Origin of the sequence: Streptomyces purpurogeneiscleroticus, assembly GCF_020024005.1 — a bacterium.
GTDB classification, from domain to species: domain Bacteria; phylum Actinomycetota; class Actinomycetes; order Streptomycetales; family Streptomycetaceae; genus Streptomyces; species Streptomyces purpurogeneiscleroticus.
In genome coordinates this window covers 24,663-40,696 of sequence record NZ_NHSG01000176.1, presented here as the reverse complement: position 1 = coordinate 40,696, position 16,034 = coordinate 24,663, and the positions used below count along the sequence as shown (strand labels likewise).

Annotated in this window: 14 protein-coding genes; 10 read left to right on the top strand and 4 right to left on the bottom strand. The window is 71.4% G+C overall.

What is annotated here, in order from left to right; genetic code table 11:
* Positions 1-277: 277 nt before the first annotated feature.
* The 7 genes from CCS38_RS10855 (at position 278) to CCS38_RS10825 (ending at position 5,476) form a co-directional block, all read left to right on the top strand.
* Positions 278-940, top strand: a complete 663-nt coding sequence (locus tag CCS38_RS10855; protein ID WP_223733016.1) for a TetR/AcrR family transcriptional regulator — start codon at positions 278-280, stop codon at positions 938-940.
* Positions 937-1,701 carry a glucose 1-dehydrogenase gene (locus CCS38_RS10850; RefSeq protein WP_223733015.1) on the top strand — a complete coding sequence of 255 codons (765 nt, stop codon included), beginning with the start codon at positions 937-939 and terminating at the stop codon, positions 1,699-1,701. The genes CCS38_RS10855 and CCS38_RS10850 overlap by 4 nt, the downstream gene beginning before the upstream one ends.
* Positions 1,702-1,747: 46 nt before the next feature.
* Positions 1,748-2,290, top strand: a complete 543-nt coding sequence (locus tag CCS38_RS10845; protein ID WP_223733014.1) for an NUDIX hydrolase — start codon at positions 1,748-1,750, stop codon at positions 2,288-2,290.
* A gap of 10 nt (positions 2,291-2,300) precedes the next feature.
* Positions 2,301-2,711, top strand: a complete 411-nt coding sequence (locus CCS38_RS10840; protein WP_223733013.1) for a YidH family protein — start codon at positions 2,301-2,303, stop codon at positions 2,709-2,711.
* On the top strand, positions 2,711-3,058 hold the full coding sequence (locus CCS38_RS10835; protein ID WP_223733012.1) for a DUF202 domain-containing protein: 348 nt from the start codon (positions 2,711-2,713) through the stop codon (positions 3,056-3,058). Before CCS38_RS10840 ends, CCS38_RS10835 begins: the two co-directional genes overlap by 1 nt.
* A 154-nt stretch (positions 3,059-3,212) precedes the next feature.
* The gene (locus CCS38_RS10830) at positions 3,213-4,253 is read left to right on the top strand and encodes a phosphotransferase family protein (RefSeq protein WP_223733011.1); all 1,041 of its coding nucleotides are present in this window, start codon (positions 3,213-3,215) and stop codon (positions 4,251-4,253) included.
* 8 nt (positions 4,254-4,261) lie between these two features.
* Positions 4,262-5,476, top strand: a complete 1,215-nt coding sequence (locus CCS38_RS10825; protein WP_223733010.1) for an acyl-CoA dehydrogenase family protein — start codon at positions 4,262-4,264, stop codon at positions 5,474-5,476.
* 50 nt (positions 5,477-5,526) lie between these two features.
* Here the strand turns inward: CCS38_RS10825 and CCS38_RS10820 are convergent, their stop codons facing one another.
* The 3 genes from CCS38_RS10820 to CCS38_RS10810 all read right to left on the bottom strand — a co-directional run bounded on the left by CCS38_RS10820 (position 5,527) and on the right by CCS38_RS10810 (position 8,715).
* The gene (locus tag CCS38_RS10820) at positions 5,527-6,120 is read right to left on the bottom strand and encodes a TetR/AcrR family transcriptional regulator (protein WP_223733009.1); all 594 of its coding nucleotides are present in this window, start codon (positions 6,118-6,120) and stop codon (positions 5,527-5,529) included.
* 47 nt (positions 6,121-6,167) lie between these two features.
* Positions 6,168-7,829 (bottom strand): AMP-binding protein, encoded by a 1,662-nt coding sequence (locus tag CCS38_RS10815; RefSeq protein WP_223733008.1) that lies wholly within the window; start codon positions 7,827-7,829, stop codon positions 6,168-6,170.
* Positions 7,830-7,941: 112 nt separating this feature from the next.
* Entirely contained in the window at positions 7,942-8,715 is a 774-nt protein-coding gene (locus tag CCS38_RS10810; protein ID WP_223733007.1) for an SDR family oxidoreductase, read from the bottom strand.
* A 161-nt stretch (positions 8,716-8,876) separates the two neighbouring features.
* Between CCS38_RS10810 and CCS38_RS10805 the strand changes: the two genes are divergently transcribed.
* From CCS38_RS10805 to CCS38_RS10795, 3 genes are all read left to right on the top strand, one after another.
* The gene (locus CCS38_RS10805) at positions 8,877-10,142 is read left to right on the top strand and encodes an exo-beta-N-acetylmuramidase NamZ family protein (protein ID WP_223733006.1); all 1,266 of its coding nucleotides are present in this window, start codon (positions 8,877-8,879) and stop codon (positions 10,140-10,142) included.
* A 96-nt stretch (positions 10,143-10,238) separates the two neighbouring features.
* Positions 10,239-11,561: an MFS transporter gene (locus CCS38_RS10800; RefSeq protein ID WP_223733005.1), complete on the top strand. Its 1,323-nt coding sequence runs from the start codon at positions 10,239-10,241 to the stop codon at positions 11,559-11,561.
* A 99-nt stretch (positions 11,562-11,660) separates the two neighbouring features.
* Entirely contained in the window at positions 11,661-12,992 is a 1,332-nt protein-coding gene (locus CCS38_RS10795; RefSeq protein ID WP_223733004.1) for a serine-threonine protein kinase, read from the top strand.
* Between the two features lie 71 nt (positions 12,993-13,063).
* Here the strand turns inward: CCS38_RS10795 and CCS38_RS10790 are convergent, their stop codons facing one another.
* Positions 13,064-15,886: a penicillin acylase family protein gene (locus CCS38_RS10790; protein ID WP_223733003.1), complete on the bottom strand. Its 2,823-nt coding sequence runs from the start codon at positions 15,884-15,886 to the stop codon at positions 13,064-13,066.
* Positions 15,887-16,034 lie beyond the last annotated feature (148 nt).

Genomic DNA, 16,034 nt, shown 5'->3' with positions numbered 1-16,034 from the left:
GTGGGGGCGGTGGAGTCATACCAGGGGTCTCTCCACGGCGCTCTTCCCTCCGGTGCCCCGCACAGGGGCAGGCATGTGCAGGTTCGATGAACGGATCGACACGGGGTGATCACAGACAGCAAAGCGGCACCAGTGGTTCCCGTCAACCCCCGTCCGGCGAACCGAACGCCGCCAACGCCCCCACCAGCACGGCCCGTTCGGAGATCACGAAGGACCGGTGACGCATCCGTCACGAAAAAGCGTGGCTTTTAATAATGCCCAGCATTAATATGGCGCCATGGCGAGGACGTCAGGGTCGGAGACCCGGGAAAAGCTGATCCGCGCCGCGGAGGAGATCTTCGCGGCGCAGGGCGTCGACGGCGCGCAGACCCGCGACATCGTGCGGCTGGCCGGCCAGAGCAACCCCTCGGCGGTGCAGTACCACTTCGGCTCCCGCGCGGGCCTGCTGGACGCGGTGATGGCCGGCCGGCTGGCCCGTACGGAAGCGGCGCTCGCGCCCCTCCTGGAGGCACTGCCCGAGCCGTCCCTCGAGGAGCTGATCGAGGCGCTCGTCACGGCAGAGGCGACGCAGCTGACCGACGTACGGGGGCTGCGCTGCCTGCGGATCTCCGCGCAGCTCAGCCACGAGAGCGGCATCCGTACGCGGACGCCGCACCCGACGCTCGCGGGCACCGCCTACTGGCAGCTGATCGAGCGGATCGAAACCTCCCTCGCGGCCGACGGGCTGCCCGAGGCGATCCGGCTGGAGCGCACGGACCTCGCGCTGACGCTGATCGGCGCGGCGCTGGCCGACCGGGCCCGGCAGTACCTCGACGGCACCCGCCCGCTCACCACCGAGGCCGTGTTCCTCGCCGACCTCGTCACGACCACGGTGGCGCTGCTGCGCGCCCCCGCACCGGAGCGGGGACGCCCCGCTCCCCGACCCAGGAGTGCACGATGACCGATCTGACCGGCAAGACCATTCTCATCACCGGCGGCGCGCGCGGGCTGGGCGCCGAGGCCGCGAAGCAGGCCGTCGACGCCGGCGCGAACGTCGTGCTCACCGATGTCCTGGCGGAGGACGGCGAGGCGACCGCGGCGGCGCTGGGCGACCGGACCCGCTTCCGCACTCACGACGTGACGTCCGAGGAGGACTGGCAGCGCGTGGCGGACTTCGCGGTCGCGGAGTTCGGCGGCCTCGACGGGCTGGTCAACAACGCGGGCATATCCACCGGCCAGCCGCTGGAGACCCTCTCGGTCGACTTCTTCCGCAAGGTGCTCGACGTCAATCTCACCGGCGTCTTCATCGGCATGAAGACGGTCATCCCCCTGATGCGGCAGCGCGGCGCGGGCTCCATCGTGAACATCTCCTCGGCGGCCGGCCTGATGGGCCTGGCCATGACCGGCGGCTACGGCGCGTCCAAGTGGGGCGTGCGCGGCCTCTCGAAGGTGGCCGCCGTGGAGCTGGGTACGGACCGCATCCGCGTCAACTCCGTCCACCCGGGCATGACCTACACCCCGATGACGGCCGGCGTCGGCATCCAGAAGGGCGAGGGCAACTACCCCAACACCCCGATGGGCCGGGTCGGCGAGCCGCACGAGATCGCGAGCGCGGTGGTGTACCTGCTCTCCGACGCCGCGTCGTACGTGACCGGCGCCGAACTGGCGGTGGACGGCGGCTGGACCACGGGGCCGACGGTGAAGTACGTCATGGGCCAGTGACCCGCGGCGCGTGATGACCGCAGGGGGCGTCTGATTGCATGGCCCCATGACTGATCAGCAGCCGCTCAGCGCGGACGAACTCCTCGACATCGTGGACGAGAACGATCAGGTCGTGGGGCAGGCCCCGCGCGGCGAGGCGTACGCCCGCCGGCTGCGGCACCGCTCCACCTTCATCCTGGTCCGCGACGAGCAGGACCGTATCTTCGTACACCGCCGCACGGCGCAGAAGCTGATCTTCCCCTCGCACTACGACATGTGGGTCGGCGGCGTGGTGGGAGCGGGCGAGTCGTACGACGAGGCGGCGCTGCGCGAGGCCGAGGAGGAGCTCGGCGTCTCCGGGCTCCCCCGCCCCGTACCACTGTTCCGGTTCCTCTACGAGACACCGGAGCACACGTGGTGGTCGGCGCTCTACGAGGTGCGCTGCACGCTGCCGGTGAACCCGCAGGCGGAGGAGGTCGCATGGCACACGTTCCTCACGGACGAGGAACTGGAGCGCCGGCTGCCCGAATGGCAGTGGGTGCCGGACGGCCTGGAGGCGTTCCGGCGGCTGCGGGACTGGGAGGCCGCCGGACGGCCGGCCGCCGGATAAGGTGCGAAACATGATCTTCACGGACCGGATGCGGGCGCTCGCCGCCGACCTGCGCCTGTGGTTCGCGCCCGCGCGGATCCGCAACGAGGGATCCACCCCCGACTACCGCTTCTCGCTCGCCAACGAGCGCACGTTCCTGGCGTGGCTGCGCACGGCGTTCGCGCTGATCGGCGGCGGCTTCGCGGTCGACCAGTTCCTGCCGTCGCTGCACCAGACGGTGCGCACGGTCTTCACTGTGGCGCTGCTCGCGGGCGGCGCGCTGTGCGCCCTGCGCTCGGTCAGCCACTGGGTGCGCTGCGAGCGGGCGATGCGGCGCGGCGAGGACCTGCCGGCCTCCCGCTTCCCGTCCCTGCTGGGCGCGGGCGTCGGCCTGCTGGCGGTGGCCATCGCGGTGGTCGTACTGCTGGGCTGGACCCGCTGATGACGGGCGGCACGGAAGAGGGTGCGAGCCACACCCGGGATCCGGGGCTGCAGCCCGAGCGGACCCGGATGGCGTGGCGGCGTACGACGCTGTCCTGCGCGGTGGTCGTGGTACTGGCCTGGCGGCAGGTGCTGCTCACCCTCGAACCCACCGGGACGGAGGTCGTCCTCGTCGCCCTGCTGGTCCTCGCGGGTCTGGTCTTCCTCACTGCGGCGCACATCCGGATGCGCACCCTGGCCGCGCCCCCGTCGGCGGGCCCGCCGCGCACGATGACCGCCCGCACGGCCCTGCTGGCAACGGCCTGCACGCTGGTACTGGTGGGGCTGGGCGCGGGGATCGTGCTGTAGGGGCCGGGCCGGGCGCGAGGCGATCGCGCCCCTGTGTGACGCGCGGAACACCCCTCGTCCCCAACCGGTCCACTCCGCCCTCTGGACGCCATACCGACTAGTCGGCATGATCGTGGACGGTCCCACTCCACCGGTCAGCACACGGAGGCGCACGATGAGCAAGGACAACCCGCCCGGCCTCGACCTGGGGCGGCTCCGCGCCCATCTGGACCGGGAGTGCCCGGGCCTGGTGGCGGGCCCGCTGAGCGCCGAGCTGGTGCAGGGCGGCCGGTCCAACCTCACCTACCGCGTCACCGACGGCACGGGGCGCTGGGTCGTCCGCCGCCCGCCGCTCGGCCACGTCCTGGCCACCGCGCACGACATGGCCCGCGAGCACCGCGTCATCAGCGCGCTGCACGATACCCGGGTGCCGGTGCCGGAAACGTTCGCGCTCTGCCAGGACGAGGAGGTCATCGGGGCGCCGTTCTACGTGATGGAGCTCGTGGACGGCACTCCGTACCGTACGGCCGAGCAGCTGCGGCCGCTCGGCCCCGAGCGCACCCGCGACATCGTCCTCCGCCTCGTCGACACCCTCGTCGACCTGCACGCCGTCGACCCGGAGTCGGTGGGCCTGGGCGGCTTCGGGCGGCCCGACGGCTTCCTGGAGCGGCAGCTGCGCCGCTGGGGCAAGCAGCTCGCCGCGTCCCGGAACCGGGACCTGCCCGGCATCGACGAACTCCACGAGGCGCTCGGCAGGAAGCTGCCCGACTCCCCCGCGCCCGCGATCGTGCACGGCGACTACCGCCTGGACAACGTCCTGGTCGGCGCGGACGACCGGATCGCCGCGGTACTGGACTGGGAGATGTCCACGCTCGGCGACCCGCTCACCGACCTGGGCCTGCTGGCCATGTACAGCGAGCAGGAGGAGTCCCCCGACTCGCCCGTCACCACGACGCGCAGCGCCCCCGGACACCCCGAGCCGGGCGAACTCATCGAGCGGTACGCGGCCGGGTCCGGGCGCGATGTCTCGCAGGTCGCCTGGTACACCGCGTTCGCGTACTTCAAGCTCGCGGTGATCCTCGAGGGCATCCACTACCGCTACACGCTCGGGCAGACCGTCGGCGCCGGCTTCGACCGGATCGGCGAGGTCGTGCCGCGCTTCATCGAGAACGGCCGCCGCACTCTTTCCACCCTGTCCCCCGTGAAGGAAGGCTGAGCACGCTCATGGACTTCGCATTCGACGCCCGCACGCAGGAGCTGCGCGAGAAACTGCTCGCGTTCATGGACGAGCACGTCTACCCCGCCGAGCAGATCGCGCACGAGCAGCGGGCCGCGCTCGCCTCGCCCTGGGACACCCCGGCGATCGTGGAGGAGCTGAAGGCGGAGGCCCGCAAGCAGGGGCTGTGGAACCTGTTCCTGCCGGATGCGAAGCACGGTGCCGGGCTCACCAACCTCCAGTACGCGCCCCTCGCCGAGATCACCGGCCGCAGCCCGCAGCTCGCGCCGACCGCGCTGAACTGTGCGGCACCGGACACCGGCAACATGGAAGTACTCGCCCAGTTCGGCAACGAGCAGCAGCAGAAGCAGTGGCTGCAGCCGCTGCTGGCGGGCGAGATCCGCTCCGCGTTCGCGATGACCGAGCCGGACGTGGCCTCGTCCGACGCCACCAACATCGAGACGCACATCGCGCGGGACGGCGACGAGTACGTCATCAACGGCCGCAAGTGGTACATCTCCGGCGCGATGAACCCGCTGTGCCAGATCTTCATCGTGATGGGCAAGACCGACCCGGACGGCGAGGACATCCGCCGCCAGCAGTCGATGGTCCTCGTCCCGCGCGACACGCCTGGCCTGACGGTCAAGCGCGCGATGCAGGTCTACGGGTACGAGGACCACTACCACGGCGGCCACGCCGAGGTGCTCTTCGAGAATGTACGCGTCCCGGCCGCGAACCTCATCGGCGAGGAGGGCGGCGGCTTCGGCATCGCCCAGGCCCGCCTCGGCCCCGGCCGGATCCACCACTGCATGCGGCTGATCGGCATGGCCGAGCGGGCGATCGAGCTGATGTGCAAGCGGGCGGTGGCGCGTACGGCCTTCGGCAAGCCGCTCGCCCAGCAGGGCGTCGTCCAGGAGTGGATCGCGGACGCGCGGGTCGCCGTCGAGCAGCTGCGGCTGCTCGTCCTGAAGACCGCGTGGCTGATGGACACCGTCGGCAACAAGGGCGCGCACACGGAGATCCAGTCCATCAAGATCGCCACGCCGCGCACGGTCGTGGACATCATCGACCAGGCGGTCCAGCTGCACGGCGCGGGCGGCGTCAGCCAGGACTTCCCGCTCGCCGAACTGTGGGCCGGCGCGCGGACGCTCCGCCTGGCGGACGGCCCGGACGAGGTGCACCAGCGGTCGCTGGCACGGCGGGAGATCAAGAAGTACGTGTGACCCATACGGAAGCGCCCCCACGGCGAACGTGGGGGCGCTTCCCCTTGCCGTTACGGCCGCAGCGCCCGCAGCAGCAGGTCCGCCAGGTGATCCGCGACCTCCCGCGGCGTCAGCGGGCCGCCCTCGCGGTACCACGTGCCGAGGTGGTGGACCGAGCCGAAGTGGTAGTCGACGATCAGGTCGGCGGGGACCTCGGTGGTGAAGACGCCGGCGTGCTGGCCCTCTTCGATGAGCGCGCGGAAGCGCTCGTGGTAGCGGCGGCGCTCGGCGCGTACCTGCTTGTCCTTCTCCGGCGAGAGCTGGTGCATGGAGCGGAAGAAGATCTTCGTGTCGTCGAGGTTCTCGATCGTGGTGACCACGACGTCCGCGGCGGCGTCCCGCAGCCGCTGCTCCACCGGCGCGTCGGCGCCCGCGAACCGGTCCAGGCGCTCCTGCTGGAGGCGGAGCACCCGCCCGTAGACCTCGTGCAGAAGATCGTCCTTGGAACCGAAGTAGTGGTACAGCGCGCCCTTGGTGACGCCCGCCGCCTCGACGATCTCCTGGACCGAGGTCCGGTCGTACCCCTGCTCGGCGAAGAGCCGGGTGGCGGTGGCCAGCAGCCGCTGTGCCACGGGCTTCGTGCTCCCGTCCGTCGTGCCGGCCATCGCCCTCACCTGTCCTTCTCCGTACTGACGTGCTCGTTCACCGGAGGCTAGCCGCGGTTGCGCAGCTCCCGTCGGAGGATCTTGCCACTCGTCGTCTTCGGCAGTTCGGGCAGGACCTCCACCTCCCGGGGATATTTGTACGCGGCCAGCCGTTCCTTGCAGTAAGCGGCCAGCTCGGCGGGGTCCGGGGCCTCGCCGGAGCGCAGGCTGACGTACGCCTTGACGCTCTCACCGCGGTAGTCGTCCGGCACGCCGACGACGGCGGCCTCGCGCACGGCGGGGTGGCTGTAGAGCACGTCCTCGACCTCGCGCGGCCAGACCTTGAAGCCGGACGCATTGATCATGTCCTTCTTGCGGTCGACGACGTACAGCCAGCCGTCGGCGTCCATGAAGCCGATGTCGCCGGTGCGCAGCTCGCCGTCGGGGATCGCCTCGGCGGTGGCGTCGGGGCGGCGCCAGTAGCCGGGGACGACCTGGGGCCCGCGGACGGCTATCTCGCCGTGTTCGCCGAAGGGCACGTCCCGGCCCTGGTCGTCGATGATCCGGACGACCGTGTCGGGGCCCGGTACGCCGACCGCGAGGGTGCCGGATGCCTTGTCGACGGGCGCTTCGAGCTGCGGCGGCACGCTGGCGCACGGGGCCGTGCACTCGGTGAGGCCGTACCCGTTGCGGATGTACGGGCCGAATTCCGCGCGGAACTTCTCGACCAGGGCGGGCGGCAGCGGCGCGCCGCCGGAGGAGAGGGTGGTGAAGGAGGAGAAGTGGTCGCGGGAGACGTCCGGGTGGGCCATCAGGGCCATGAAGGCGGTGGAGGGGCCGACGGTGAAGGCCGGGCGGTGCTCCAGGAAGGCGTCCAGGACGACGCCGGCCTCGAAGCGGTACGCGAGCGCCAGGGTGCCGCCGCCGGTGACGCAGGAGGCCAGTTCGCAGACCATGCCGGTGATGTGGAAGAGCGGCGCGAGCGCGAAGTAGGTGGCGCCGTCGGGGAGTCCGAGGCCGGTGCGCTGGCGTTCGGCGTTGTAGGAGATGTTGCCGTGGGTGTTGGTGGCGCCCTTCGGCGTGCCGCTGGTGCCCGAGGTGTAGCTGATCAAGGCGATGTCGTCGGCGGTGAGCTCGGGGACGTCGGCGGCGGGGCCGCGCCCCTCGTGCGCGCGGGCGGTGGCCAGCAGGTCGTCGGCGCCCTCGCGCGGGCCGAGGCGCTCGCCGCGCAGCACGCGGGCGTCGTCTCTGGTCTGCAGGTCCCGTTCGCAGGCGGTCAGGGCGATGCGTACGGAGGGGGCGGCGGCCGCGGTGTCGCGCAGGAAGCCGTCCCAGGTGTGGTCGGCGCAGACGACGGCGGTGACCTCGGCGTCGGTGAGGACGTGGGTCATCTCGCCGGACTTGTACATGGGGTTGACGGGGACGACGACGCCGCCCGCCTTCCAGACGCCGAAGAGCGCGAGGACGAAGTGCGGGGTGTTCTGCAGCATGATCGCGGCACGGTCCCCGTGCCGGAAGCCGCGGTCGCACAGGTAGGCGGCAATGCCGTCGGAGAGCGCGTCGGTCTCGGCGTAGGACAGCCGGCCGTCGAAGTAGGCCAGCGCGGTCCGGTCGGGGACCCGGCGGACCGCTTCCTTGAAGGCGTGCAGGGTGGAGGGGTGCGGGTGCACGGGGGCGCGCTGTGCCTCGTTCAGCTGCGACAGCCACGGCATGTCCTGGTACGACGTCATCGGCGTGCGGCCCTTCTCTCTTCTCGTCCCGGTGGTGTCGGTACTCGGTTCCGGTGTGCCGTACGGCGCGGCCGTCCCCGCCGCGCCGTACGGTGCTGTGCTCGTGCGCCGCTCAGGCGCCGGCTTCCCCGGCGGCTTCGAGCTTGCGCTGGAGGTGGTTCATGCCGCCGAGCCAGCGGTCGGGGTCGGCGGCGCGGGCCGCGTAGTAACCGGCGACCTCCGGGTGCGGCAGGACCAGGAAGCGGTTCTCGGTGATCGCGTCGAAGAGCGCGTCGGCGACCGCGGCGGGCTCGATGGCTCCGGCGGTGAGGACGAGGTCGCCGGCGGACCCGGTGTTGCTGAGCATGTCCGTGCGTACGCCCTGGGGGCAGATGGCGTGCACGTCGATGCCGCGGTGCCGGTAGGTGGCGGAGAGCCATTCGGCGAAGGCGTACGCGGCGTGCTTGGTCACGCTGTACGGCGCGGAGCCGATCATGGTGAGCAGGCCGGCGGCCGAGACGGTGGCGACGAAGCGGCCGCCGCCGCGCTCCAGCCACTCCGGTATCAGCTCGCGCGCGGCCCGTACGTGGGCCATGACGTTGACGTCCCAGGCGAAGTCCCAGTCGCTGTCGGGCGCCTCGGGGCCGCCGCCGGTGCCCACGCCCGCGTTGGCGCAGAAGATGTCGATGCGGCCGCCGAGGGCCTCGCGCGCGGCCGGGACGATCGCCGAGGCGTCGCCGGGGATCGCGATGGCGCCCAGTTCGGCGGCGGTGCGGTCGGCCTTCTCCTTGTCCAGGTCGTTGACGACGACCCGCGCGCCCTCGGCGGTGAAGCGGGCCGCGAGTGCGGCACCGATGCCGCCGCCCGCCCCGGTGACCACCACGGTCTTGTCCCGCACGGCTTCCACGTGTGTCTCCCTCGGCTCGACCGGCATCACGACCGAACGGCAGACTAACCAGTCGGTATGTGCGAAGGGAAGGGTCCGACGCACCGCGTGCGGCGCGTTCCCGTGCGGCCTCGCGCGCGTTAGCGTCACAGCACACGAACCCCGATCACGGAGGTGTGCGCATGGCCCTGTCCAGACGGACCCTGTTGACGGTCACCGGCGCAATGACCGGCGCGATCGCCGGTGCCCCGGGCACGGCGTCGGCGGCTCCCCCACCGTCCGCCGGGCGCCGGGTACGGACCGGCTTCGACCGGCTGTCCACCGACGGATACGCGCTGCTGTCCGGGCAGAAGGTCGGCGTGGTCACCAACCCGACCGGCGTCACCCAGGACGTACAGCACCTCGTGGACGTGATGCACGCGGACAAGGGCGTGCGGCTGACCGCGGTGTTCGGGCCCGAGCACGGCTTCCGCGGCACGGCGCAGGCGGGCGGTTCGGAGGGGAAGTCCACCGACCCGGCGACCGGGCTGCCGGTGCACGACACGTACCAGAAGAGCGGCCGGGCGCTGGCGGACATCTTCACCGAGTCGGGGGTCGACACGGTGGTCTTCGACATCCAGGACGTGGGCGCGCGCTTCTACACCTACATCTGGACGCTGTACGACTGCATGGTGGCGGCGGCGATGGCAGGGAAACGGTTCGTCGTGCTGGACAGGCCGAACCCGGTGACCGGGCGCGACGCGTCCGGCCCCGTGCTGGACAAGAAGTACGCCTCCTTCGTCGGCCGGGAGCCGATCGCGCAGGCGCACGGGATGACGGTGGCGGAGCTGGCGCTGCTCTTCAACGAGCGGTTCGTGCCCGCGGCGGCCGGCAAGGCGGTACGGCTGGACACGGTCCTGATGAAGGGCTGGCGGCGCACCGACTTCTTCGACGCGACCGGGCTGCCGTGGGTGCCGCCCAGCCCGAACATGCCCACCCCGGACACCGCGCTGGTCTACTCCGGCACCTGTCTCTTCGAGGGGACGAACCTCTCCGAAGGGCGGGGCACGACACGGCCGTTCGAGCTGCTCGGCGCGGAGGGCATCGACCGGAAGTGGGCCGAGACGGTCAACGCCGAGCGGCTGCCGGGGGTCCGCTTCCGTGAGGCGTACTTCGCGCCGACGTTCTCCAAGTTCCAGGGGAAGACGATCGGCGGCGTGCAGCTGCACGTCCAGGACCGGGCGGCGTTCGATCCGGTGCGTACGGGCATCGCGCTGCTGGTGACCGCGAAGAAGGTGTGGAAGGGGTTCGCCTGGCGCCCGGACAACGGCATCGACCGGCTCGCGGGCTCGGACAAGGTGCGCACGATGATCGACGCGGGCGCCGGGACGGACGAGGTCGTCGGCGCCTGGCAGGCGGAGCTCGCCAAGTTCCGTGCGCTGCGCGCCGGTTACCTGCGTTACCACTGAGCCGGACGGCCGGAGCCGCACGAAACTGTCTCAATGGTTGAGACCACGAGTCCCACCTATTGACTGCCCAGTACAACGACCGTGAGCATGCGGCTCGTGCACAGCGAAGCGACAGCAGAAGAGACCACGGCCGGACCCGCCGGCGGCGAGAGCAGCCCCGAGAGCCTGCGGCGGGTGGCCGTGGCGTCGTTCATCGGGACGGCCATCGAGTTCTACGACTTCTACATCTACGGGACCGCGGCCGCGCTCGTACTGAACCAGGCGTTCTTCCCGACCCTGGACCCGGTCAACGCCACCCTCGCCTCCTTCTCCACCTACGCGGTGGCGTTCGCGGCGCGGCCGCTCGGCTCGATCGTCTTCGGGCACTTCGGCGACCGGGTGGGCCGCAAGTCCGTACTGGTCGTCTCGCTGCTGCTGATGGGCCTGTCCACGGCCTTCGTCGGGCTGCTGCCCGGCTACGCCACGCTGGGCATCTGGGCCCCGCTGCTGCTGATCCTGCTCCGCTTCATTCAGGGCATCGGCCTGGGCGGCGAGTGGGGCGGCGCGGCGCTGCTCGCGGTCGAGCACGCCCCGAAGAAACGGCGCGGCCTGTACGCCGCGTTCCCCCAACTGGGCCCGTCCGTCGGGTTCTTCGCCGCGACCGGCATCTTCTGGCTGCTGTCCGCGTCGCTGGACGACGGGGCGTTCCTGTCCTGGGGCTGGCGGATCCCGTTCCTGCTGTCGTTCCTGCTGGTGGCGGTCGGTCTGTTCGTCCGGTTGAAGATCAGTGAGACGCCGGTCTTCGCGAAGGTGATGGACGCGCAGGAGGCCAGCAAGGTCCCCACGCTGGACGTGATCCGCGGTCACTGGCGCGAGCTGCTGCTCGGCGCGGGCGGCATGATCATCGCGTACGGGCTCTTCTACACGGCCACGACGTACTGCCTCTCCTACGCCACCGGCACCCTCGGTGTCTCCCGCAACACCATGTTGGCCCTGTCCCTGGTCGCCTGCCTCTTCCTCGCCGCGGGCACCTGGCTCGCCGCGACCCGCTCCGACGGCGCCGGGCGCCGCAAGCTCGTCCTGGCCGGCTGCGGACTCGCCGTCGTCTGGGGCCTGGTCCTCTTCCCGCTGCTGGACACCGAGTCGCCGGTGCTGATGGCCCTCGCCCTGGGCGGCGCCCTGTTCTGCATGGGCGTGGTGTACGGGCCGATGGGCGCCTACCTGCCCGAGCTGTTCGGTACCAAGGTCCGTTACTCCGGCGCCTCGCTCGCCTACAACCTCGGCGGCGTACTCGGCGGCGCGGTCTCCCCGCTGATCGCCACCCGCCTGCAGTCCGCCTTCGGGTCCTCCTCCGTCGGCTGGTACGTCTCGGCGATGGCCGTGGTCTCCCTGCTGTGCGTCCTGGTGCTGCCGGAGACCAAGGAGCGCGAGCTGGCCTGACCCCCGGGGGCCTCCGGCGTTCGCCGTAGACCTGCGTATGGCGGGAACGGCCGATGCGCAGGACGATGCGCTGCACGAGCGGCAGCGAAGGGGGTCGTCATGGCGGGTGTCGGGGTGGAGCCGTACTGGGAACTGACGTTTGACGCCGACGGGGACGTCGATCCGCGGCAACGCGACGCCCTGCTCGCCGGGGCGGCGCGGGAGCGGCTGACCGATCTCGTGGTGCTCGCGCACGGGTGGAACAACGACCGGTCGATGGCCACCCGGCTGTACACCCGCTTCTTCGAACCCTTCCCGGAGCTGCTGGCGGGCAGCCGGGCCCGGGTGGGGTACGCGGGGGTGATCTGGCCGGCGCTGCGCTTCACCGACGAGCCGATCCCCGACTTCGGCCCCTCGCCGCCGGGCCGGGCAGCGGCGCACGCCGCGGCCGCCGGCGAACCGGTACTGGAGGACGCCCTGCGGCACCAGTTGGCGCAGGCGTTCCCGGGCCGGGAGATGGTGCTGGAGCGGCTCGCGCAGCTGCTGTCGGAGCGGCCCGACGCACGCTCGGCGTTCGACGAGTTCGCGCGGCTGGTGCGGGAGCTGGTCTCGGTCCGGCAGGACAGTCCGGACCTGCTGTTCGCGGCGGACGGCGGGGACGGGATGCCCGGCATGCTGACCGACGACCCGCTGGAGGTCTGCGAGGTCTTCACGGCGGCGCTGCGGTCGGCGGGCGTGGCGGTGTGGCCGGGCGAGGCCGTGGACGCCGAGCAGCGGCCGCTGTTCGGCGGCGGGCTGACCCGGATGTGGAACGGCGCCCACGAAATGCTCCGGCAGGGCGCGTACTACGGCATGAAGCGGCGCGCCGGGACGATCGGCCAGCTGGGGCTGGGCCCGGTGCTCGGCCGGCTGGCGGACGAGCCGGCCGGGCTGCGGGTGCACCTGGCCGGGCACTCCTTCGGCGCCCGGCTGGTCTCGTACGCGCTGCGCGGGATGCCGCCAAACGCGCGGCACGTGAAGTCGGTGACGCTGCTGCAAGGGGCCTTCTCGCACTACGCGTTCTGCGCGGAGCTGCCGCACGACCGGGCGCGCGCCGGGACGCTGGACGGCGCGCAGGAGCGGATCGACGGCCCGCTGGTGTGCTGCTACTCCCGGCACGACGACGCGCTGGGCACGTTCTACCCGCTGGCCTCGAAGCTGGCCGGGGACTCCGCCAGTTTCCTCGGCGTGTTCGACCGGTGGGGCGCGAACGGGTTCAACGGCATCCAGGGCGTGGACGGGACGCGGCGGATCCGGCTGGGCGAAGAGCTGCCGACGTCGCCGGGGTGCGTGAACGTGGACGCCGCCGCCGTGGTCCGGCGCGGCGCGCCGCCGGCCGGCGCGCACAGCGACATCTGCCACCCGGAGCTGGCCCGGGTGGTCCTGGAGGCGGGCCGGATCGGCCGCGCCTGACAGGACAGAGCGCAAAGTGCGGTGCGCGAAGCCCCCACAGCTCCGCGCACCGCACCGCTTCCCCGGGCCGCCTAGCGGTGGCTCGGGAACTCCACCACCTGCTGATAGGTGGGCCGGTTCTGCCAGCCGATCGGGTCGTGCGTGAGGCCGCCGACCGCGCGCTGGATGATGGCGTCCGCGCACCACTGGTCACCGGCCTTGCAGGCGTCATCGCCCGGGTAGACCTGCTCGGCGGTCTTCGCGGCCGCCTCGCGCAGCGTGCTGACGAGCGTGCCGCGGCACGCGTCCACGTCGCCCTTGCCGCAGTACTGCTCGGCCAGGCCGCCGCGGACCTTCTCGCCGAGCACCGCGCGCAGGTCCTTGTCGGCGTAGGACCACCAGCCGTACTGGAAGGCGGAGCCGGCGTGGCTGCCGGTCGGCCCGTGCCCGGCCGAGGGCGACTCGTCGATGGCGAGGTTGGCCTTGAGCGCGTCGTAGAGGCCGTCCCCGAGGCCCGGCGCGAACACCTTCTCGATCATCAGGGGCCACCAGGCGTCCATGATCCGTACGGCGTCGGAGTGGGCGTACGTCTTCGATCCCGGGCTGGTCTCACGGCGCTGCGCGCCGTCCTTACGCCAGGCGTCGAGCTGCTGCACCGCGGTCCTGACCTGCGGGTCGTCGACCGGCGCCGAGCGCAGCACCTTGAGCAGCTCCGGCAGCACGTCCTCGCCGCGCAGGTCGGTGACGGCGGCCTCGCTCATCGCGCGGGTCAGGGAGGCGCGGGTGACGCCACCGTCCCGTACGAGCTCCTTCACCCGGTCGTCGAGGAGATTGCCGCGGTGCACGGAGCCGTTGCCGAAGCCGGCCGAGTCGTACTCCCTGGCCTGCTTGTTGTTCCAGGAGATGTAGTAGTCCTGGCCGACCGACCGCGGGTGCTCCTCGGGCGGGGTGTACGCGGAGGTGTTGGTCTTCGGGTCCCAGTCCTTCCACTCGTACGCCTTCTCCGCGCGGACCGGGAGGGACGGGTCGACGTCCGGGTTGCGGACGGGGTTGAGGCCGCTGTTGTAGTACGCGATGTCCTCGGAGTCGGCGTAGAACCAGTTGAAGGCGTATCCAATGTGCTGTGCGGCCCGCTGGAAGGACTTGGCGTCCTTGACGTAGGACGGGTCGTTGAACATCTGGAAGCCGATGATGGAGTCGGCCTCGTGGCGGTAGGTGGAGCGCTGCGCGGTGTAGGCGACGGGCTTGCCCTTGAGGGTCGCGCGGTGCGTCACGACGCCGTAGTCGGTCCGATAGACCTGCATACGGTACGAGCCGGCGGCCGTGGGGTCGGCGACGGTCGGCTTCCAGGAGTTGGTGCGCTCCAGCTTCTCCATGGGCACGCACCGGCCGTCCTTGCGGTAGGACGTGGAGTCCTTCGTGGGCTCGGACCCGTCGGCGTTGCACAGCTCGATCGCGTAGGTGTCGGTGATGTCCTGGCTCGCGGAGGTGGCGCTCCACGCGTAGTCCTGGCCGCGGCCGAGCTGGACGTACATCCCGACGCCCGCGAAGGACGCGCCGCGGGCGCTGATGCCCGGCCCCTGGATCTCCTGGAGCATCAGCAGCTGCGGGGCGAAGTAGCCGGTCTGCGGCCCGAAGACGGCGACCGGGTGGCCGCTCGCGGTGTGTTTCCCGGAGACCAGCAGGGCGTTGGACATGCCGCGGTGCCGGGTGGCGTCGAAGCTGCCCTTCGGGAGCACGCCGTCCTTGAAGACGCCTTCCAGGGGCTTGAGCTTCTTCGGGGTCCGCACGTCGGCCTGCGGCGGGTCGCTCTTGGCGGTGGCCGCGCCCTTCCGGTCGTACACCAGGGGTTCGGGCGTGACCGAGCCCCGGTCGGGCAGCGCCGTGCCCTTGGCGTTCTCCGGCTTGACCGCGTACGGGAAGGACTGGCCGTCGTGGAGTGTCAGCGCGGCCTCGGGGTCGTTGCGTTCGCGGAAGGACTCCCAGACCTCGGTGCCCTTCTCGACGCCGTACTTCTGCTGCGCCTGCAGTAGCGCGAGCGCCTGCGGTACCTCGCCGCCGCCCCCGTTGCCGAACAGCCCGCCGACGACGGACGCGAGGGCGATCAGGTCGGTGAGCTGGAAGGGCTTGATCTCCCCGGCGTTGGTGACGGCGTTCACGTGCCCGGTCAGCACGTACTCGCCGGGGAAGTAGCGGCCCTTCTTGGACTTCTCGCGGTAGGCGTTGATGCCGTCGACGTACGCCTGGGCGTCCGCCATGGCCTGCTCGCCACGCGGCCCGTTGTTCTCGCGGATGGCCTCGACCTGGTCCTTCAGGTCCTGCTCGGTGTACGGGGCCTTGGGCCAGAACTCCTGCTCCAGGCCCTGGTTGGCGAGCGCGCCGCCGGCGAAGGAGGTCAGCTCGCCGCGGCCGATGTGCCGGAAGAGGTCCATCAGCCACAGCCGGTCCTGAGCCGCGGCGTAGCCCGCGCCGTACTCGGTGCCGTAGCGGGTCGTGCCCTTGATGTGCGGCACGCCCGTCTTCTTGTCACGGGTGATCGTGACGTCGTCGCGCGGCCGGGTGACCTTGCCGACCTGGCCCTCGGGGACGCCGAAGGAGGCGTCGTTGAAGAAGTTCTTCAGGGTGTCGTCGGTGAGCGACTGGTGGCCGCCGTTCAGATCGTTGTACGGGCCGAGCTGGTCGGAGGCGTGCGCGGGGCGGGTGCCGAAGAGCTTGTTGCCGAGGATCTCGGCGAGGGTGGCGTTGCCGTTCTCGCCGGGCGGCAGGATGTCGGCGCACTGGCCCCGGCAGTGGTCGGTGACGGGTGGCGGGTCCGCGGTGGCCGCCGCGGCGGGGAGGGGTGCCAGGGCGCTGGCCCCCAGGGCGCACACCGCTGCCACGGCGGCAGCGGCGCGTCCTCCGGTACGTCGTCGCATTCCTGCTCCTTGGGAGGCGGGTGCGCTGGACGTTACCGTCGGTAAATCCACGGCGGAAGATGAACAACAGTCAACTTTCGTTCAACCCTCACTTCTCCCACGCACCACCTCTACACCCCAGGTAACACCCCTTTCTCGCACGGCAGTT